This window comes from Mycobacterium sp. 29Ha, assembly GCF_032883055.1.
GTDB lineage: Bacteria > Actinomycetota > Actinomycetes > Mycobacteriales > Mycobacteriaceae > Mycobacterium > Mycobacterium gallinarum.
The window spans coordinates 49033-68688 of the sequence record NZ_JAMQTI010000010.1 but is presented as its reverse complement, the minus strand read 5'-3'; the positions used below and the strand labels follow the sequence as shown (position 1 = coordinate 68688).

The following is a 19656-nucleotide window of genomic DNA, read 5'->3' as shown; positions in this document are numbered from 1 at the left end:
CCAGTTTCATCCGTTTACCTGATCGACAGAAACCCATCCCACCTGCACATATTTTCCCGCTTCAGCGGTATTCATGAGGAATCCGCGGCCGGTGGGCATGTCGTGGCCCTTCCACCGACCACGCACAAAACCCTCATCCGGGTCCGAATCCATCACCAGCAGTGGCGTGTTTGCTAACAGCATTCCCGCTATCACCGGATCGGCTCGATGGGCGCCGCTGAAGCCGCCGAATCCGCGGGTGTAGATCACCCGCAGGCCCACGTCCTCGGCCGACTTGACCGCCTCGGCCAGCGGCGCCAGCGGCGAATCCAGGCCCGCCGGCAATTTCTCCGCGTCGTCGATGATCAAGAAGATTTCCGACCCCGACCAGCTGCGGGTCAGGTTCGCCGCGACCGACAGCGCGTCCTGTGTCTCGGGCTGCCGGGCATGCAGCACCCCCGCCAGCTCGGCCGCCAATGTCCGCACGCCATCGGCCCGGTAGGCGAACCGCTCCACGTAGTCCTCGCCGAGCACCCGCAGAAGTTTGCGGTCCGGACTGATCAGCCACACCTGCGCCAGCGGGCGCTTATCGCCGGGCGCTCGAGTAGCCCGTGAGCCGCCCGGCGCATAGATCCGTGCGATCTCGCGCATCAGCGTCGCGGCCGCCGTGGTGCGACCGCAGCGAGCCATACCGGTGATTACCAGGAACGGCTCGCGCGCGGTGTCCAGCGTCACCGGCGCGGTGAACTCGTCGACCCCGTACACCATCCCGCCCACACCGCGGTCGCGGGCCAGCGCCACCACCTGGGGTAGGTCCACCCGCGCGGGCAGGCGCCGAACCCCTGGAGCGGGGCGGTAGCCCGCGGCCAGCCGCTGCACCGCCGCCACCACACTGGCCGAGTCGAACACCGAGTCCGCGGTGTCGCGCAGCGCCGGGCGTGCCATCAGAGTGTGCAAGCCGACCGGCTCAAAGCCCTCGCGTGGATAGTTCTGTTTCACCATGCCCCGGCCCGCCCGCTTCGGCACCTTGGCCAAATCGCGCATCTTCAGGCCGGTGCGGGTATCCGATTCCGCCGCCAGCCGCAGCTCGATGCGCTGGGGCCAGGCATCCCGCACGTGCGGATGCAGGTTGGAATTCTTGTTGACCGAGGCCATCGCGTGAATGCCGTAGCTGCGCCCGTCGGTGATCAGCTTGTTGATCTGGGCCTGCAGCACTTCCTTGCCCCGCAGCGACGACGTCTCGTCGGTCAGCGCGGCGTAGTTGTCGACCACCAGGAACACGTCGCCGTACGGGTCATCGGGCACCTGCCCGGGAGCCCCGGCGAACTTGCGCGCCCGGAAGTCCTCCAGCGAGGTGATCCCGCAATCGGCGAAACTGCGCTGCCGCTTGCGCAGCAGCTCCATCATCTCGGCGACGGTGCGCCGGATACCGTCCTCGTCCAGCGCATAGGCCACCCCGCCGACATGCGGCAGCCCGGCCACCGTGCCCAGCGCCGCCGACGACAACGCCAGGCAGTAGAACTGCACCTGCTCAGGAGTGTGGGTCATAGCGGCCGCGCAGATCAGCGCCTGCAGTGCGGTCGTCTTGCCCGACCCGAGATCGCCGATGATCAACACGTTGGAGCCCTCCCCCGCCGCATCAACCAGCAGCGGCTGCTGATCGTGCTTGTACGGGCGGTCGATCAGCCCGACCGGAAACACCAGATCAGCTCCGGCGGCATAGTCGCGATCCCAGGGCCGGCCCAGATACATATCGACCAGCTCCTCGATGGTGCGGGGCCTGTTCAGCGGTGGGCACCACAGCCGGTAGGGCTCGAAGTCGACTGCGCGTAACTGATCGCGGATCACCAAGCCCAACTTCGGCTTGCGCAACGCATCGCCTTCATCGTCATCGCTGCCTGCGCCGTCGAGCTCCGCAGCCAGATCCACCTCGCCGTTCGACTCGGCCTGCGGCTCAGAAGCCACTGGAAGTGGTGCGTAGGCGACGGTAAACAGTTGCGGCTCAAGGTAATCGCCGCCCAATGCCGACACGTCGATAACGTCCTCGCCGTCCACGCCTGGCCTGCGGTAATCGCGCCACAGTGATTCGCTGCGGAACTTTGTCGTATCGCTAGCCGAGCCGCGGAAGTACCCCAGGCCGACCTCCTTGGGCAGGTTCACCGCTGCTGGAACCCCGGCCGCCGACGCGCTGGCCGCGGTATTGGCGCGCAGCACCAGCCGATAGCCCACGTTCTCCAGCAGCTTCTCGGCGCGGGTGTCGAGGTCCTGGCTGGCCATCAGCAGGTGCACCCAGTACGAACGGCCCTGCCGGCAGATCTGGTCGAGCACTTCCTGCGCGTCCGAGCGCAGCCGGAACAACTCCTTGAACTCGTCGATCTCCACGATCAGCACCGGCAGCGGCGGAAGGAACGTGCCTTCACGTGCCTTCTCGGCACGAATCAGGTTGTACTCCTTGGCATCATCAGCGCCGGCGTCGTTGCAGATCTGCTTGCGCCGCGCGATCTCGCCCCACAAGGCGTCGATGAACCGGTCCATCAGCCCGCCCTGATCAGATTCCAGGTCGGTAATCACGTTGGCCACATGCGGGCAGCCCTCAAACGGCTTCACACCCGCGCCGCCCTTGCAGTCAGCCAGCACCATCTGCAGGTCCTGCGGATCGTGGCCCAGCATCAGCGCAAGATTGACCGTCCGCAAAAACGTCGTCTTACCCGAGCCGGTCGTGCCCGTCATCACGCCGTGCGGACCGTCACCGCCATCGTTCATATCCTTCATGTCCAGCACCATCAACTCACCGGTGTCGGCCCGGTTGCCGTACGGAACCATCAGCCGCTCAACGGAGTTGATGTCGCTGCGGGCCCACAACGCTTTGAAATCGATGTCGGCTCCATCGGTGATCCCGTAGTAGGACATGATGTCGCGGGGGCGGCTAAACAGCGCCCCACTGCCGTCGTCAGTGTCCTCATAGGCCTCGGCCAGCCGCCAGCGCGTCATCGTCTGCGCGAACCGCTCGGCGTCAACCGCGTCCACACGGTCGGCCACCGCGAAGAACTTCAGCCCGTCCTCCTCGTAGGCTGCCCACGTCATCGCATCCCGTGGCACCGCATCGATGACGCCGTCAGCGCCGACGCGCAGCAGCCGCGCCGCGCCCTGGCAGGTAGGAACCCCGCCGCGCAGATCGAAGAACGTCACCCCCTCCACACCGGTATGCCCGGCCACCGCATACCAGCCGGTGTCCTCGATATCGCTAATGACGACCGTGTGGGGAAGCGGAGCGATCGGGTCCTTCTTCGCCGCATGCCGCGGGCTAAACGCCTTGCGGCCCTTGATGACTGCCTCAAGGTGGGCGCTGGTGAAGTCGGCCACCGACCGGTACACCATGCGCACCGGCCCATTGGCGTCCTCGGCCCGCACATCTCCAACATGGGGTAACCACTTGACCCAGTCCCAGGCGGGCGCATCATCGGTCACCACCATCAGCCGCAGGTGATCCGGGCCATGGGAGAACGCCAGCTGGCACACGATCGCCCGCATCAGCGCCAGCACCCGCTCCCGATCGCCGTCGAGCCGATAGCCCGGCTCGACCAGCAGCGAGATCAGCGCCGGCGTGCCATAGGCCACGCTCTGGTAACGCACGAACTCCTGCAGCGCCTTGCCCGTCGCCGGCTCCATCTCGATCGGCGTCGGCATATCCTGGGGCTCAGCGAAATTCACCGCGCCCGCCTCGGTCAGCGACGTCATGCCCACCCCGACGCGCGCCACCCCGAACCACTCATCCTTGCCCTGGGGATTGCGCTCCCACATCCGCGGCCCACCCAGAGCCGATTCCAGCGACGCAGGCTGCGGGTGATACCAGCGATAGTTGGCGTCCATCCGGTCAGCGGCGCGATCAACCTGTTCGCGCTGCTCGTCGAGCATCTGCATGTAGCGGGCCCGCAGCGAGTCCATCTTGCCCCGCGACATGTGCTGGGCATTGCCGCCGCCGAACCGCCCGCCGAACAGCATCGCCAACACCCCCACCACCATCAGGATGGGAAAAAGCGCGTACCCGCCACTGAAGGTGCGCGCGCCGCTGGCGAACGAGATCACCACGACGCCGAGCACCAGGCCGATGACCCCGATCGCCACGACCACAATCCACAGCGGCTTGCCTTCTGGCGGAGGCACTTTCAGCGGCGTCGGCAATGCCACCGGCTCCGGTTTAATCTCCGCCGGCGGTGGCACCGGTGTGCTGCGCGGAAACCCCAGCTTGGTCATTTAGGTTGCTCCAATTCCCCAACATTGACATCGACGGGCAGCGAGTCGTGGCGCACCTGCGCATCAGCGCGCGACAGCGTGGGCCCCGGCGCCAGCAGCCGCAGCACCGACCACGGCGCCGGTTTCGGCGGCGCCGTCAACCCCAACGCCCCCAGCGCCTCCTGACTGCGCTCCACCCCGAACCGCACACCCGATTCAGAAACCCACCACAATGTTTCCTGGGTCGCCGCGGCCGGATCATTGCCCGTGCTGATCACGTAGTTGGCGTAATCCGGCCCGAAGAACACCCGATCGGCCTGCCAGCCCGACTTATCGGCCTTGACCATCGGCACCACCTTGCCCGCCTGGTCGGCAGGTACCGGAATGGACGGCCCCGACACCACCGACGTCGACGCCCGCGGCTCGCCGTCGTTCTTCTGCCACCACCAGCACGTCGCCGGATTCATCTGGGTGTCCACCAGGTTCAGTTGCTCATCGGGATACACCGACACATCCAGACTGGTCACCGAAGGCATCGCCGCCAACACCGGACCCGCCACCACCGGCATTGGCGCGCCAGATCCGTTGGCGTTCTGCAGGATCTGCGCCACGATCGGCGAAATCTGCTGCACCCCATTGACCAAAACCACCGAGTATGCGGGCGAACCGCCCACCTGTGGGGTCGACACCACCGTGCCGACCGGCCCGGGCGCATTCTCGAAGCGCGCCGGCTCCCCAGCGTGCGCGATATTCGGCACCGTCAAAGCCGCGCCAACCGGAATCGCGTCAAACAGTGCCCGGCTCATCGGCCGCGCCGTCGTGATCGCCTCCCCCGACACCCCCAGCGCCAACAGCACCGGCCGCTGCGACGGATCCACCTTCGAGCGCCGCCCATCGCGGATCAGCCACACATCATCGCCGTAGCGCAGCAGCACCGCATCGCGCTTATCGAGGACCCGACGCCGATCCGACATGTCCGGTTGGCCATCGATCACCGTGACCGTCACCGGCTCCGGCGCCCCTGCCCCGAACGCCTTCGTTACCGCATCGCACACCAGCCACGACGAGCGCAGCGGCGCGGTAGGGGTCGTGTAGTACGGCGCGCCCGGGATGCCCACCATCGCGCCGCGCGGACGAGAATCGATCTCGCTGCGCCGCACCCGCACGGGATTGTCCGCCGATCCCGCGATCAACCGCGCCGACGCCAGATTCAAAGCCGGATAAAGTGTTTCGCCAACCTTCACATACACCTGCCCGGTGTTCTGATCCGCGATAATGCGGGACTCGCCCACTGAACCGGCCGGCCGCAGAATCGACCAGAACAGAGCGCCCAAACAAATCACCGCCGTCACCGTCACCGACGCCAGCATCGCCATCGACTGACGCCGCCCCGGTTCGGTCTCCATCCCCACCCGCCGCAGGGTCAGCCCCAGCGCCGCCCGGCGCGCATTGAACTGATGCGCGGTGACCTGCACCCGGGTCGCATGCCCCAGGCCGCGGCCCGACTTCTGACGTTCGTCGGGCTCGTCGACAACCGCCGAACCCTGCTGCTGTTCGCTCAAATCCGATACACCTCGCCCCCGCGCGGGTAGCCACCACCCTTGGTGGCCACGTGAACATGGTCCATGTGATTCGCCGTCGGCGACCCGCGGTCTTCCATCATTTGGCCGCCGCCGCCGTCGTAATGAATTGCCTGGCGCCAGATGGCGTGATCGACGCCCAGTGTCGACTTGTTGGTCATCAAGAAGCTCAGCACTTGATCACCCAACGCCTTACCGGCCGGGGTGTTTGAGCCCGGAATCATGATGTCGAGCGCCAAACCATCCGGATGCCAGTGCAAGCTGTCCTGCCGGTATCCGCCGATCTCCTGGATCTGCGGAAACGCCGCCGACACAACACGATTCACCAGAATCGTGTCCTTCTGCAGCCCCTTCTCCGAGGCCTTACCCGGCGGCAGCGGCCCGTGCACGCTGTTGACCGTCACCCCAGCGGTGCGCGCGCCCGCGCCCGGCAGCCCCGATAGCTGCGACATCGCGCTCATCGGGCCGCCGGCCAACCCTCCCAGGCTAGACAGCCCGCCCCCACTGCCGAAGCCGCCGAGGCCAGCAGGTGCACTACCGCGCCCGCCCATCGCCCCGCCCATGCCGGTCATCGGTGCGGCCGCTGAGCGGTAGGCCGCGGCGATCTGGCGTAACCGCGTTGCCAGCAGCCGGTTTTGGGCCTTGGTGGTTTCGATCTCGCGCTGCATCGCCGCCAGGCGTTCATCCATGCTGCTGACCAGCAGCTTCACCCCGGCCGGTGACCCGGTCGCCGGGGCGATCGCCGCGGCCTGCGACTGCGCGGTCTGACGGACTCCGGTGGCGCCGGCCTGTCCGCGCTGGTTTTCGGCGCGGCCGTCGGCGGCCCCACCATTGGTCTGCACATCGAGAGCGCTCACGCCACGCCAGTTGGCCCGGTAATCCTCACCCGCACCGCTGACGCCAACATTCAGCCCGCTACGCGACGGAGCCGGCGGTACCGCCGGCTCCCCACCACTGACCGAGCCCGGCCCGGTCGAGGCCGGAAACAACCCCTGCCCAGCAGCAAGCGCCCGGTCCACCTGCACGACGTAGGCACTCACCGAGCCACTCACCCACCCACGCTAACCGGCCACCAGCGGCCGCAACCACACCAAAACCACGCGACTTACCGCCAAATCCGCGCCGTGCTGCCAACGAGCTGACCCTGCCGGCTGACACATCCACGACGCCGTCACCCAACCAACCTAACCGCGCCCGGCGACCCCTCGGGACACCAAATTGGAGCCGCCTCGGCGCGTGGCTGGCGATAAGGCTTGGCGTCGCCGAGGTCCGCGACCGGCTCGGCCGGCAGTCCGATTGATCTTGGCGAATTCGGCGTCGTTAGCTGGTGGCGCGTACCGCGGCCAGCTCTACCGACTGCTGGCGAATCCGCTCGGCGTTGGCGCGCATCTGATCACGCACCGCCGCGATGTGCTGCTGCATCGCCGCCAGCCGCTCATCCATGCTCTGCACCAGCAGAACCAGGCCCTCCGGAGTGTCGGCCTCTGGCCTGATCCCGGCCGCGCGTGTCCGTGCGGTTTCCCGAATATCCGTCGCGGCCGCGCGGGCCCGCTGCCCGTCCTCGATTGCCGTCGTGGCCGCGGCGTCGACGGCTGCCGTCAGCTCTGCGATCCGCCCACCAGCCTGCCGATAGCCGGCCGCGGCCTCCTCTGTCGCCGCGCCCAACCCGCTGGCCCCCTCCGGAGCTGACGGCTGCGGCCACTGCCCGCCCAGCCCAGCTCCAGGAACAGCTTCGCCGTCAGGGAACAACGCCAGAGCCGACGCCAGCACACGATCGGTGTGCGCCAAGTAGCCGCCAACGTCGTCCATACATGAAGCTTATGCGGTGCGCCGCTCCACCGCCGCCAGTGTCACAGTCCGGACGACCACCCTGGCCCGCGGCGTTCTGTGCAGAGGTAGTCGCGGCCACGGGGCGACGGGGTGAACGACAGCGGCGGCTGCTACGGCAGTGTGTTGCTCGACAACGACCTCTGGCAGTCGCTCACCGCTATGAACGGGCATGCAGTGCCGTGGGTGCACGGCTGCGTCCTGGACCACGGCCATCAGGGCGATCACGGTGCACCGGCCGATCGCCGCGACGAGGGACCGCAGCACTGGCTTCGCTGGTCCGAGACCGGTCCAGCACGCCTTGAGCGTGTCGAACCTTCTCCACCCGGCCGCCACTCCAGGCCACCCAGGCCAGCTCCCGACCGCCCCGCATCACAGACCACGGTCACCGACGCGCACCCACATCAGCCCCACGATGTCCGATTACCTGAGACCCACGCCCAGGCGCTGTGGGCCATCGCTGCAGCGCTTGAGCGTCTCGCCGACGCCGTCGATCGCTTGCGAAACCCGCAAGGAGACAAGGGAACCCGCTGACTAACTTGCTCACCACGGCTTCCGCTGCTGCTGCTGTAGGTTCCGGGCATCCGTGGCGGACGCCCAATCTCCCAGCTGGGCACTTGCCGAATTCCCGTCGAAATGGCGGAAGCCGTTTTCCAGTTTTCGTGGCTGAGCAGCCGGCACCGGAACCGGGATTCTTTCGTTGCGGCCGGTTCTAGAGCCTCGATGCAACATGCCCGGGGAGTGCGATCAGCGACACTGTGTCGGTGGCGGGCACTAGCCTTGCAATCGAATATGCCGCTGCAATTCGTGTCGGCCAACGATCAGCCCGGGAAGGATATAACGATGTCTGACCGCTCAGCGATCGAATGGACCGAGGCGACGTGGAATCCGGTCACCGGATGCGACAGAGTCTCTGCCGGCTGTGAAAACTGCTATGCCATGACACTCGCAAAGCGGCTCAAGGCAATGGGTTCCGTCAAGTACCAAAATGACGGGGATGCGAGAACGTCCGGTCCCGGGTTCGACCTAACTATCCACCGCTCAGCGCTGGGCGAGCCTCTACGCTGGCGCAATCCGCGCACCGTGTTTGTCAATTCGATGTCCGACCTGTTCCACGCGCGGGTTCCCCTCGACTTCATTCGTGACGTATTCGACGTCTGCCGCGATACCCCTCAGCACACGTACCAGATTTTGACGAAGCGCAGCCTGCGTCTACGTCGGGTAGCCGACAGACTTGATTGGCCAACGAACCTGTGGATGGGCGTATCCGTAGAGAACTCAATGACTTTGAATCGAATTGATCACCTGCGTCAGGTGCCCGCCGCGGTGCGCTTCCTCTCCTGCGAGCCCTTGCTTGGACCGCTGAACGGAATGAATTTGGACGGCATTAATTGGGTGATCGCGGGGGGTGAGTCGGGTCCAAACCATCGCCCAGTGGATGCCCGTTGGGTCAGTGACATTCGAGACGCTTGCCTCGAGTCTGATGTGGCCTTCTTCTTCAAGCAGTGGGGCGGCCGAACGCCGAAGGCGATGGGCCGATTGCTCGACGGTAAGACGTGGAACGAAATGCCGGAGGTCACGACGGTGGTGTCGGCCTGATCACCATGTCCTCGAGCTTCTGTTTGTTGGGAGACTTGCCGTTTGACGATGTACCGCCGCGGGCGTAGAGGCGCTTTACCGCAGCTCGGGCCACCAGCGTTCGCACCCGGCCGATGTACTCGCCAAACACTTCTTCCGGGTAGTCGCCGAGAGCATACTCCCCGTGTTGTTGAAGTAGCCGTTCAATATTCTGCTCGATAACTGAAACAGCCTCTGCCTCAACATCTTCGACCCGCGGCTGAATCGGAAAGAGGGATCCTTGGGTCTCGGCGGCCTCCGACGCTTCCCACCAGTCCTTGATGCAAAGAGCGGTGCCATCAGCGAAGTTCCACAATCCGCGCGGATGTCGAGTGCCGAAAACCAGGTCGTAGATGGGTGATTTTTCTGGCCCGTCGCTGACTTGGACGGATTGGACAAGCATGCCGGTGGCCTCGGCCAGCCGAAGCTTGAATCCATCAACGACAAATCGGACAACGTCCTTCTCCGCTTGTTCGAATGCTTCGTGCCACCAGGTTCCGCCGACAGCATCATCCAAACGTCGGATGGTCGCCTCGTTACTGCTCGGCGATCGGAGGTGGCCACCAATGCGTCTGACAGCCGCGTGGTTGAAGTTCAACAACACCTCTGTGGGTGGCTGATGCCTGAGAGCGTTTCGATTGACGAGGCCAGTCATGGCGTCAAACGGAATGCCTACGCCGCATGGATCGAGGAATACGAACATCGGTTTGTCCGCCGCCGCTGCCATGACCTCGTCGAGCACGGCGGCCACGTCCTTGCGCTCTGCGCGCACGTCGAGCCCGCGCTGGCGGTATTGGTCAGCAAGGCCTGCTAGAGATTCGAAAGACCCCCTGTCCCGCTCGTACAGGAGGAGGGTGTATTCCCGGGCTTGGCTGTACTTCTGGTTGATGGCGAACTCCATGATCAAGCCAGCGGAAGTTGGCCTGCCGTCCTCGTATTGACCACGCCCCGCGTACCCGTCGAAATAGACAGCGGATTTCGAGTAATAGGCGGAGGTACGTGAAAGGAAGACGGGCAAGTAACGCTTGATGATGCAATGCTTTAGTACGCCACGCAATCGAGCGTTCTGCCAGAAATTCTCGTCGGCACCCGTTGCCATATCCAGAGATTACAAGTCAGGCACGACGACCAGCGGGAACTGAGCCGTCTGCGGTTCACAGCGGTATGCCGCCGTGACGGACGTCGTTCGGTCAGTCCAGCGCTGGGCGCTGAAACCCGCCATTATGTAGATGCGCCGTCCGCCTTGGAGGGCAGCAGCAGGTGTGTGTGGGCATTTTTTGCTGCTGCTGCTGCTCAGGCGGCGGTGAGCTCGTTATAGAGCCGGGTTGCCGGCATTAGCTGGCTCTGGATCTCCACCAGGTAGCCCTTGCGCCCGTTGGCGACTGCGGCATCCGCCGACGGCTCGCCGGGGCGCTGCTGCAGCCAGAAGATGGATTTCCAAATGTCTGTCGAGCCCGGGCCGCCCTTGCGGTCAAGCCTGTTGAAGAACTCCGAAATATTCGTGTTAGGGTCGCGCCTGCCCGGATAGCTTGAGTCCTGTTGGAAAATACTCTCCCACAACCCATTCGGGTGCACCGCGCGCGGATTAAGCCCGCTCTCCTGCATCGCTGTGGACAGGATCGCGATCGCCTGCTGACGCGAATATCCCCGTCGGTGAGCTTCCCAAAGGATGCGGGCAGCCACCTGGCGAGGACTCGAGTTGCGTGTCAAGACCGGGCCGCCGCCAGCCGGCATTCCCGCCGCCGGCCCCCCACCCGCGGCACCGGAAGCCAGCTGATTGCCGAACCCCGACAGCCGCGAGAGTGCGCTCATGGGTGCGCTCAGTGCGCCGAGGTTGGGCATTCCGCCGCCGCCGAGGCCGCGCAGGCCGCCCATCGCCCCGCCCATTCCGCCCAGCGCCGATGCGCCGCCCATGCCGGTCATCGGTGCCGCTGAGCGGTAGGCCGCGGCGATCTGTCGCAGCCGCGTTGCCAGCAGCCGGTTTTGAGCTTTGGTGGTTTCGATCTCGCGCTGCATCGCCGCCAGGCGTTCATCCATGCTCGACACCAGCAGCTTCACACCGGCCGGTGAGCCGGTCGCCGGGGCGATCGCCGCGGCTTGTGACTGCGCGGTCTGACGCACCCCGGTAGCCCCGGCCTGCCCCCGCTCATTCTCGGCCCGGCCATCGGCGGCACCACCATTGGTCTGGGCATCAAGGGCGGTCACGCCGCGCCAGTTGGCCCGGTAATCCTCACCCGCACCGGCCGCCCCGACGTTCAACCCGCTCCTGGGCGGTGCTGGTGGCACCGCCGGCTCCCCACCACCACCGACCGAGCCCGGCCCGGTCGAGGCCGGAAACAACCCCTGTCCTGCGGCCAGCACCCGGTCCACCTGCGCCACATACGCGCCCACCGAGCCCGTCACCCACCCACGCTAACCGGCCACCACCAGCTACAACCACACCAAAAACCTGTCAAACCGGCCGTTTTCGGCGACGTAAAGGACGCGGTCACCGCGTTAGCATCGACCCGTGGACCCAGAACAGACGCGCCACGTCACCGACGTCGACGACTTCTGGGACGACGACGACACCACCGACGACTACACACCGCGCCGCGCCCACCACAACACAGTTGCGCGGATGGGGCCGGTCGGCGCAGCTGCGCCCCGTCAACTCGACACAGACTTTTGGGACGACGACGACACCCACGACACCAACTGGGATGCCGCCGCCGGCGCGCCAGCACCCGCCCACGCCCCGATACGTGGCCTCGACGACCGCTCCATCGGTGCCTGGAGCCCAGCCCTCGAACACCGACCGCCGTGGTATCGCACCCGCGCGGTCGCCGTCATCGCCGCCGCGGCCGCCACCGGCGTCACAGCCCTCGTCTTCGCGCTGCACCGCCCCACCGACGACCACAACGCTCCCAGCCCGACACCACCTACCCGCCCCAGCGCGACCAAACTCACGCCAACCCCCAGCACCACCGCACCGCCCGCCGCCATCGCGCCACCACCCGCACCGGCTCCCCCGCCACCGCCGCCCGCCGAACAGACCAGCCCACCGGCAGGCGGTGGAGGCGGGTACACCCAGTGGCCGCGCAGCGCACCACCGCAGACCGAAAAACCCCGCATCGACGTCACCCGCGCCCCGATCAGCGTCGCGCCCGAGCCACGAACACCCGCGAAAACCGCCGCCCCAGGAGGCAGCGGCGGCCGCGGCGGCTGGCCCTGGTAGCCGCCCTACCTCCACGACCGGGCTGCTCACCGGTTCCCAACCACCGCGACATCTGCCACTATCGAATATATGTTCGATGCCGCTTGGGAAGATTCCGCCGACTACCGGACCCTGTTCCGACTCGATCGACAGGTGCGCGTCGACGTCGCCCGAATCTTCCCCCCGACCGGGACCAGGAAGGACGAGCTGCCACTGTGGGTCAAGGCCGGCGGCGCGCTCCTAGAACCTGTAATGCCGGCCCGCCAAATCGCCTGGCTACGCAGATCCGACGGCGGCTGGATCGCCGCCGTCGAAATGCCCGTGAGCAGCGCCAACGCCCGCTCCCGCCTCACCATGCAGCTGTGGCTGCCCGCCGACGCCGTATCCGCACCCTGAACAGCTCAATCGCAACCGTCTTAAACTGCAGGACGCACCCTGCACCGCCCGGCCCCTGGCGCGTCCAACCAGGACATCCCGGACTAACGGTTCAAGCCGCCCGATTGGGTTGGGGCGGCGCTCAATTCGTTGCGCCACACGTGAAATTTATTGTTCCAGACCGCGGCCTCGGTCTCATCGTCCACGCGCGCCAGCCCTGGCCCGTAGGTATCGAAGACCTCGAGCGCCAGCCGCATACTTGCCACCAGATTCGGCAACCCCTTTGTGTACCAAGCCGTCTCGACACACTCAAGCTCATCACACAGCGCCGCCACCTCGGGAGCGGCTCGTGATGCCGCCTTCGCGGCTTGTGCTCCCCGCTGCATCGCCGCCAGCATTTGCTGACCCGCGACGAACTGGCGGGCCAGCGCCAGCAACGTCACGTGCGGATCCATCCCGAAAACGTTGTCGCCCAACATGTCCTGCGCACCGTCGGACATCGCAGCTGCCTACACCGACGCCGTGAACGCCGCGATTACCCCGGCCGCACGGGCAGCATAAGCGACGTCAGCAGGCGTTCCGTCGTCCCAGCACAGCAGCGTCTCGATCCGACGACACAGCGCGTAATCCGTTTGATAACCCAGAAGCTGAGCGGGGTCCTCATAGCCCAGCAGGCCCGGATGTTGGGAGCCCGACATCATCCGAGCCGAATCATATTCAGTCCGAAGGGCATTCCATTCCGCTTCCTGCGGCCATCGCCCCGAAACCAAAGCCCGCGCAACCGACTGCGCCGTCAGCGACAACTCCGGGCCCGCGTTGAACGCAACCTCACCGGTCAGCTGACGAGCATAAGCCTCTGTCATCGGTGGATCAGCAAGCGACAGTTCGTGATACAGCGCCGGGTCCACCGTCTCCAAACGGTGAGACCGACCCCGTGTGAGCGTCGAGGCCTCAGCCTCAGCCGGGCCGCCCGACGGTGCCACACCAATCGCCACATCCTCGCAGGCCGCGCGGACCTCCTCCGATTCCTGCGGCCACGTCGTCACGATCGCCGATACCGCGTCGCCGCGCGCCTGCACCGCACGAAGCACCGTCTCAGCTGGATTCGACCATCCGAACCACCGAGCATCGAATTCAGGATCCAGTCCTGCCGCGAGCGGCATCGCTCGCGGCAGAAACACGCCATGCGGAATGTATCCTGCGCCTTCGTTTGTGGTCACCCACATCTCCGGCATACCGGACGCGCCACGGGCCACCACCACAGCCCACTGCAGGCCCGGATACACCGCGCTCGACGCTGCAGCCAAGTCGGCCACCACCGCCCGCGCGGACTCCAAGTCGTTCATCGACAATTCACGCCCCACCCGGGCCGGAGCCGAATCACGCACCGCCGGAATGAAACTCGGCGGCGCACCGCTCGTACCACCGCCACCCGTGACTGACGGCGCAGGCGACGACAATGACGCCGGCGAAGCCCCACCAGCCGCCGCGCCGCCCGCTCCCGGCGGGGCCGGCGGCAGCACGGACCCATACGACGACATCGGCGCCGCAGCAGGAGCCCCGCCACCCGCCGCCGCAGGCACGCCACCACTCGACGAGCCCGCCGCCGGGGCCGCCAGCGGCCCCGGACCCATAGTCGCCGACGCCGGAGCGGCCGACGCCGACGTTGCAGCACCGGCAGGCGGAACACCCAGCGGCGTCGACGGCGTCTGCGGCACAGACTGTGCCGGCGTCACCGGCACACCACCCGCCGCCGCGTTGGCACCCGCCGCGAAACTACGACCGAACTCACCCCCCACCGCCGAAGACATGGCCTGCGCCGAAGCCTGCTGTACCGCAGTCGGATTCGCGGCACCACTAGCTGACCCCGCCAACCCGCTCACCGAACTGCTCGCCGGATTGCCCCCACCCAGCAGTCCCGACAACGGCCCCATACCCCCACTGGCCGCACCACTCAGCGGCGAACTACCACCACCCGTCGACGGCAACGACGGCATCTGCGGCAGGGACGGCTTGGTGGTTGTCGGCTCAGGTCCAGCGAGGGCCGGCAACTTATCGCGCGGCAGTCCCGCTATTGGAGCCGATCCACCGGCCCCATCGTTCGCGGGCGTACCCCCGGAACTCGGATTTCCTGCGCCTGGGTCTTTGTCCCGAGTCGAACCTGAGAGTGGATCGCTCGCGTTATCGCGCTGGGCGCCGTCGCCGTCACCCTTTCCTCTCCCTCCTTCATCTTCGTTGCCCGGAGGGGCGAGTTTGAAGTCGCGACCGAGCATGGCGGTTTCGTCTGTGACGAATGTTCGCAGCTCGCCTGAATAGCCGTTGATAAGGCCGCGATACTCGGTGAGGATCGGGGTGACGTCAATGGTGACGGGTAGGCCCTTGTTCGCGCGTAGCGCTTCCTCGATTTTGCGGTGCGCTTCGTCGTGGGCTTCGCGCATCTTGCGTTTGATGCTGCGGACGTAGCCACTTAAGCGACCGTAGCCGCCGCCGATGGACCGGCATGCGTCGGCCAGGTGCTCGAGTGCCGCGTGCTCTGCGGCGAAGTGCTCCTCGGCCGCCGCAGCACCATCGCCGGCGGTCCAGTCTCCGCCAAATACGCCACTCGTCTGAGCGGTCGCGCTCGCATTCGCGCTGTCGTGACTGTCTGCGAGCCTGGCAAGTTCCTTCTCTAGCTCGCCCAGTTGCGACTCAGACTCCGTGGGCCATACGTCAGGTCCTATTAGCGCGTAGGTGTATAGGCCGGGCTGGATTTGGATGTCGCCGCCGCCTGGCACGCCAACATGGGGGACGAACCCGTCCGGGTTGATCGGCTTGGCCGCGGTGAACATGTCCAGCAGCTTCGACGCCTCCGCCGAGCGCGCCGCATTGATTGGCGACGGTTCAGGCTCCGCACCGGAACCGCCGCGATCGACGGCCGCCATCAGTGCGGCAGCCCGCAAACGTCGGCGAAGGCAAATGTTGCGGTGTTGGCGAGCCCATTAAGGCGATTAACCTCTTCAATCGGCGTCGTGCCGGTCGCCGCAGTCGTCAGTTTTAGGTTGGCATCGACGTACTGGCGCGCCGCCTCAGCGACGTCTCGCGGTGTGGCCGGCGTGAGCGCATTCTGAACGGCCACAGCACTATTCAGCGAGCGCACCATGAGCGGAAGGTTCGCTTCACCGTTGATTCGCACACCGCCTTGCCCCTTCTGGCCCTCCGTCGAGATGTCGAAGACTTGGCAGACCTGCTGTTTTGCGGCGTTTTGTTCGGCTGTACTGAATTGCGGTGCCTGCAGCGCTGGTGGCGGTGTTGCGGTGGGTGCGTTGGTGTTTCGCGCGACCGCGTAGGTGATCGCGGCCGTGGCTGCGATGGCCGTGATGAGTAGAACCACCGCGCCGCCAGCAACCAGCCACAGGAGGCCACGGCGGGGCGGCCGCGGCGGCGGTGCGACCGGCGGAAGGCCCGGGCCGGCCGGTGGCGGCCCGGCCTGTGGGCGCGTCGGTATCGCTTGCGGCGGGAGTACGGGCGTGCTCTGCTGGCCGCCGTTCTGTGGCGGCGCCCAGGGCGAAGCGGTCATGTTCCTCCCCTACCTGCTCAAGCTGAGCTGGTTCGCTGTCTCGGTCGCCTCCGTCGACGACACACTGCTGGCGGTGTTGGCCAGTCCCGACCCCACGCGGCCTGTCAGTTCCGCGCTGAGCGTCGCAAGGATCGCGGTGGCTGTTGTGCTGTATCCGGCGATGTAATTCCCCACGGGTAGCGCAGGCACCGAGCCGGCGAGAGTCTGGGCGCGGCATTGCCCCGCCGTCGTCAAGCCTGTCTCCGTGCCCTGTGGGTCCATTTCGAACCTTTGCGCCATAGACCGATGGTACCGAGACCCAGCCTGCAATACAGCGTCAAAATCCTCTTAGAGCAGCTCCGGGCCCGTCCTCGCGACAGCGGTGCGCTGCCACCACGTTTGCCGCGCCGCGCGATAGATAAGACCGTTGGGGAGCCGTTGGGATCGTCCTAGTTCTTTCGGTGCCCTTTTCTGGGCGGGCCCAGGCCCCCGACAGCTGGTGCGTTACCTGTTGGCCGACGGCAGGTTCTCCCGCGGTTTGACGCGGTCTCGGGGAGGGATCTTTGGCAGCTGGGAAACGGGCTTGCTTCCCGATTGATAGCCGCCACGCTTGTCGTTGAATCCCGCCCTTACCGGCTCGATCCGTCACCGCCAGCCTCCTCATGAGTCGTCGGCGGGCCGTCGCCGCCGCGATCCTCCAGCAATTCTAGAAGCGTGAATGTATCGGTCATTGCTGGTCAATCAGTCACAGCGCGTGCGAAAAGCGCTGCAGCTCTGGCTGTTTCACCCCGAACCCGTCAGTTCAATAGTGGGCTTAGGCGCGGATCGTTAGCCCAGCGCTCGCCGAGCAGGCAGGTCGCCGCCCAAAGGCAAACCATAGGCGCCGGTGGCCCGCTGAGCCGCAGCGGTGCAAAGCCGGGTTCGAACCCGACCGTGATCGACCAGGACTGCAGGTCGGGATAGAACTCGGTGACGTTGCCGTACCAGACGCTCAGCCAGCCTTGATCGGTGCTGCACAGCAGCCGGTCGGTCGTCGCGATGACCTGCACGCGTTGATGGTCGCGCCAGCGCAGCTCGGCCTCGCGTCGCGCGGCCACCTTGCGACGGTGGTTGATGGCCGCCGAGAAAGCGAGCCCGGCCGCCATCACCGCCGGGCGTCCGACGACCAGCAGGTCGGCCTTCTGGTAGCGGCCATCGCCGCCGTATTGGCGGCTGTACTGCATGTCCGCGGAAAGCACCGCCTCTTCGTCCTGGTCGAGCACCGGCCCGAAGACGTCGATGGTCGGCGGGTCGATTCCCCGCACGAGGAGCCGGGCCGTCGCGCGAGCGTGGTTCCACCACCAGTGCCATTCGTTGTGTGCGACCGCGGCTTTGGCGTGGTGATTGTGCTGGTCTTGTCCGGCGGCGGCCGGGACCGCCTCTTGCGGCGTGTAGAGGGCAGGCAGCTGCGAGACCGGGCTGTACCCGGCCAGCTGGTCCTCCCACCACGCGCTCATAGATTCAGTATCGGATCTTGCACCGACACCTTGCCACGGCCACTGCGGCCCGTGTTGGCCTCGCTAGGAAAAGCTCGGCGCCACCTTATCTGGCGTGCTGAGTTCAAGGAATCAGTCTGTCAACACCCTTAATTATTGGCGTCAGGCCGGGATCGCTGACTATTTCGGTAATCGAGAACCATGCGTGCGGGCTGTATATCTCGGTGTGGGCTTCATGCACCCGCGGGTTCCCGTCACTGGTGTACTTGATGGTGAGCACACCGGCGGCGTCGATCTCGCGGGTCGCGGTGTTGAAAGTCTTCTCGCCGCCGTTCGCGAAATGAACGGTGAAACTCATGCACAAACTCCTCTCGGTTTGACCAGGGCTATCGTAAATGTCCGGCGCGCCCATCTGGTTTGCGCGGCAACGTATTTCGTAATCTCATCATGGGCGGGGGTTCCTAGAGTTCCAGGCCGTGGTCGGGCGGGTCCAGCGCTTTCTGGGTGCGTTCGACTTGTTCCATCAGGCTTGCGGCCCAACGGTGTTCACGTGAGGTGAGCTCCAGGGAACGGCGCGGGGTGACGGTGTCGGTGAGCAGCTCGGCCAGCCGGCCGTAGTGCCCGCTGGCGTGGCCGTGGAAGCGCGCGGCCACGAACTCGCTGCGCCGATCGTCGTACAGTGCCTGCAGATCCAGGCTGTAGCCGGCGTTGCGGGCCAAGTCGAAGAAGAACACGAACTGCGAGCGGGTGTTGCCCTCGCGGAAGCTGTGGATCTGATCGGTCGCTCCCCAGTACCGCGAGAGCCGATCGACGAACTGGCGCTGATTCAGACCAGTCAGGTAGTCCTCGCCGGCCAGGCGGGTGTAGAGGTTGTCGGCGGCCTCGGCAACCTTCGGGCCCGGGTAGTAGCGGTAGGCCACGATAGGGGCATCCGGATCGCCCACTTCGTGGTTGACCACGTCGGGGCCGCGCTTGGTCATCGCCGTCTGCGGCACCACCCGTGGTTCGCCGGCCCAGTCGTAGACATCGCCGAACAGCTGTTTGTGTATTTGGCGCATGTAGCCATAGTCGAACGTGTCTGCAGGCTCGTCGTTGAGCATGTGTTCGAAGATGCGGACGTGGCTGACCTGGGTTTCCACATAGCTCAGCACCGTCGCGTCGCGCACGTTGACCTTGTTGCGCAGCACATCGGTGCCGGGCCAGAAGTAATCCTCCCAACGGCGGTACTCCACCGCAGCGGGTCTTAGGTGCGCTGCTGTAGGTCGGTGCCGGTGTGGTGGGCGATGATCTGGGCCACCGCCTCATCGGCGGTGATCTCACCGCGGGCGATGCGGGCCTCGAGGTCGCGCACGAACTGCGGCACCTCGTAGCCCGCCAGCGCCAGCGCGGTATCAGCCACCGCTAAGGCTTCTTCGACCCGCTGGGACGGCGCACTATCGGTCACGGCAATCATTCTCCCAGTATCGGGGCTCGTTCGTCGACGCCGCGACGGTCATCGGAACCCAATATGATGAGCCGGTGGCCACGCTGGAGGATCTGGAAGCACGAGTAGCGGCGTTGGAAGCCGACCGCGCGGACTATAAGGCCGTTTTAGCTGCGATCAACGCACTCGGCACCAACCAGCGCGAGATGGTGGGCACTATCCGCGAACTGAGAACCACCGTTGGCGAGCATGGCCGGCGCCTTGAGTCGGTCGAATCCAAAGTCGACGACACCAATCAGATAGTTCGATCACTGGAAGAGTCCAACGCCGAAATCAAAGACCTCCTGGTGCGCGCGCTCGACCGCTGATACTGCCGCGCATCTGCCGAAATTTGCTGACAGATTGGTGCTGCTGAG

General features: G+C 66.0%; 19 protein-coding genes. 6 read left to right on the top strand and 13 right to left on the bottom strand.

All coding sequences use genetic code 11. The annotated features are described in order from the left end of the window. Positions 1-6 precede the first annotated feature (6 nt). The 4 genes from eccCa to M1248_RS14865 all read right to left on the bottom strand — a co-directional run bounded on the left by eccCa (position 7) and on the right by M1248_RS14865 (position 7601). Positions 7-4233, bottom strand: coding sequence for a type VII secretion protein EccCa (eccCa, locus tag M1248_RS14880; RefSeq protein ID WP_317148852.1), 4227 nt, complete (start codon positions 4231-4233; stop codon positions 7-9). Further along, positions 4230-5774: a type VII secretion protein EccB gene (eccB, locus tag M1248_RS14875; RefSeq protein WP_317148851.1), complete on the bottom strand. Its 1545-nt coding sequence runs from the start codon at positions 5772-5774 to the stop codon at positions 4230-4232. Before eccB ends, eccCa begins: the two co-directional genes overlap by 4 nt. Next, positions 5771-6844: a hypothetical protein gene (locus M1248_RS14870; RefSeq protein WP_317148850.1), complete on the bottom strand. Its 1074-nt coding sequence runs from the start codon at positions 6842-6844 to the stop codon at positions 5771-5773. The genes eccB and M1248_RS14870 overlap by 4 nt, the downstream gene beginning before the upstream one ends. Positions 6845-7112: 268 nt before the next feature. Then, positions 7113-7601, bottom strand: coding sequence for a hypothetical protein (locus M1248_RS14865; RefSeq protein WP_317148849.1), 489 nt, complete (start codon positions 7599-7601; stop codon positions 7113-7115). A 111-nt stretch (positions 7602-7712) separates the two neighbouring features. On the opposite strand from M1248_RS14865, the gene M1248_RS14860 reads away from it, so the two are divergent. Then, a complete protein-coding gene (locus tag M1248_RS14860; protein ID WP_317148848.1) occupies positions 7713-8153 on the top strand; it encodes a hypothetical protein in 441 nt (146 codons plus the stop codon). Positions 8154-8462: 309 nt separating this feature from the next. Further along, on the top strand, positions 8463-9218 hold the full coding sequence (locus M1248_RS14855; protein ID WP_317148847.1) for a phage Gp37/Gp68 family protein: 756 nt from the start codon (positions 8463-8465) through the stop codon (positions 9216-9218). Here M1248_RS14855 and tcmP read toward each other — a convergent pair. Both tcmP and M1248_RS14845 read right to left on the bottom strand, forming a co-directional pair. Continuing rightward, a complete protein-coding gene (tcmP, locus tag M1248_RS14850) occupies positions 9196-10335 on the bottom strand; it encodes a three-Cys-motif partner protein TcmP (protein WP_317148846.1) in 1140 nt (379 codons plus the stop codon). The two genes, M1248_RS14855 and tcmP, sit on opposite strands and share 23 nt — an antisense overlap. Before the next feature lie 194 nt (positions 10336-10529). Further along, positions 10530-11639: a hypothetical protein gene (locus M1248_RS14845; RefSeq protein WP_317148845.1), complete on the bottom strand. Its 1110-nt coding sequence runs from the start codon at positions 11637-11639 to the stop codon at positions 10530-10532. Positions 11640-11745: 106 nt separating this feature from the next. Here M1248_RS14845 and M1248_RS14840 point away from each other — a divergent pair, with 106 nt between their 5' ends. Next, positions 11746-12453, top strand: a complete 708-nt coding sequence (locus tag M1248_RS14840) for a hypothetical protein (RefSeq protein WP_317148844.1) — start codon at positions 11746-11748, stop codon at positions 12451-12453. A 69-nt stretch (positions 12454-12522) separates the two neighbouring features. Continuing rightward, on the top strand, positions 12523-12828 hold the full coding sequence (locus M1248_RS14835; protein ID WP_317148843.1) for a hypothetical protein: 306 nt from the start codon (positions 12523-12525) through the stop codon (positions 12826-12828). Positions 12829-12911: 83 nt separating this feature from the next. On the opposite strand, the gene M1248_RS14830 is transcribed toward M1248_RS14835, so the two are convergent. The 3 genes from M1248_RS14830 to M1248_RS14820 are packed head-to-tail and all read right to left on the bottom strand — an operon-like array spanning position 12912 to position 16177. Then, complete coding sequence (locus tag M1248_RS14830) at positions 12912-13307, bottom strand: hypothetical protein (protein WP_317148842.1); 396 nt, start codon at positions 13305-13307, stop codon at positions 12912-12914. A 9-nt stretch (positions 13308-13316) separates the two neighbouring features. After that, positions 13317-15728 (bottom strand): hypothetical protein, encoded by a 2412-nt coding sequence (locus M1248_RS14825; protein ID WP_317148841.1) that lies wholly within the window; start codon positions 15726-15728, stop codon positions 13317-13319. Further along, positions 15728-16177, bottom strand: a complete 450-nt coding sequence (locus M1248_RS14820) for a hypothetical protein (protein ID WP_317148840.1) — start codon at positions 16175-16177, stop codon at positions 15728-15730. Before M1248_RS14820 ends, M1248_RS14825 begins: the two co-directional genes overlap by 1 nt. A gap of 136 nt (positions 16178-16313) precedes the next feature. Here M1248_RS14820 and M1248_RS14815 point away from each other — a divergent pair, with 136 nt between their 5' ends. Next, positions 16314-16529, top strand: a complete 216-nt coding sequence (locus M1248_RS14815; protein ID WP_317148839.1) for a hypothetical protein — start codon at positions 16314-16316, stop codon at positions 16527-16529. Between the two features lie 610 nt (positions 16530-17139). Here M1248_RS14815 and M1248_RS14810 read toward each other — a convergent pair. From M1248_RS14810 to M1248_RS14795, 4 genes are all read right to left on the bottom strand, one after another. Beyond that, on the bottom strand, positions 17140-17838 hold the full coding sequence (locus tag M1248_RS14810) for a hypothetical protein (protein ID WP_317148838.1): 699 nt from the start codon (positions 17836-17838) through the stop codon (positions 17140-17142). 103 nt (positions 17839-17941) lie between these two features. Continuing rightward, positions 17942-18175: a hypothetical protein gene (locus M1248_RS14805; RefSeq protein WP_317148837.1), complete on the bottom strand. Its 234-nt coding sequence runs from the start codon at positions 18173-18175 to the stop codon at positions 17942-17944. A 103-nt stretch (positions 18176-18278) separates the two neighbouring features. After that, positions 18279-19049, bottom strand: a complete 771-nt coding sequence (locus tag M1248_RS14800; protein WP_317148836.1) for a Fic/DOC family protein — start codon at positions 19047-19049, stop codon at positions 18279-18281. An 11-nt stretch (positions 19050-19060) separates the two neighbouring features. Further along, positions 19061-19261, bottom strand: coding sequence for an antitoxin VbhA family protein (locus M1248_RS14795; RefSeq protein ID WP_317148835.1), 201 nt, complete (start codon positions 19259-19261; stop codon positions 19061-19063). A 74-nt stretch (positions 19262-19335) separates the two neighbouring features. Between M1248_RS14795 and M1248_RS14790 the strand changes: the two genes are divergently transcribed. Then, complete coding sequence (locus tag M1248_RS14790) at positions 19336-19608, top strand: hypothetical protein (protein WP_317148834.1); 273 nt, start codon at positions 19336-19338, stop codon at positions 19606-19608. Positions 19609-19656: the final 48 nt, after the last annotated feature.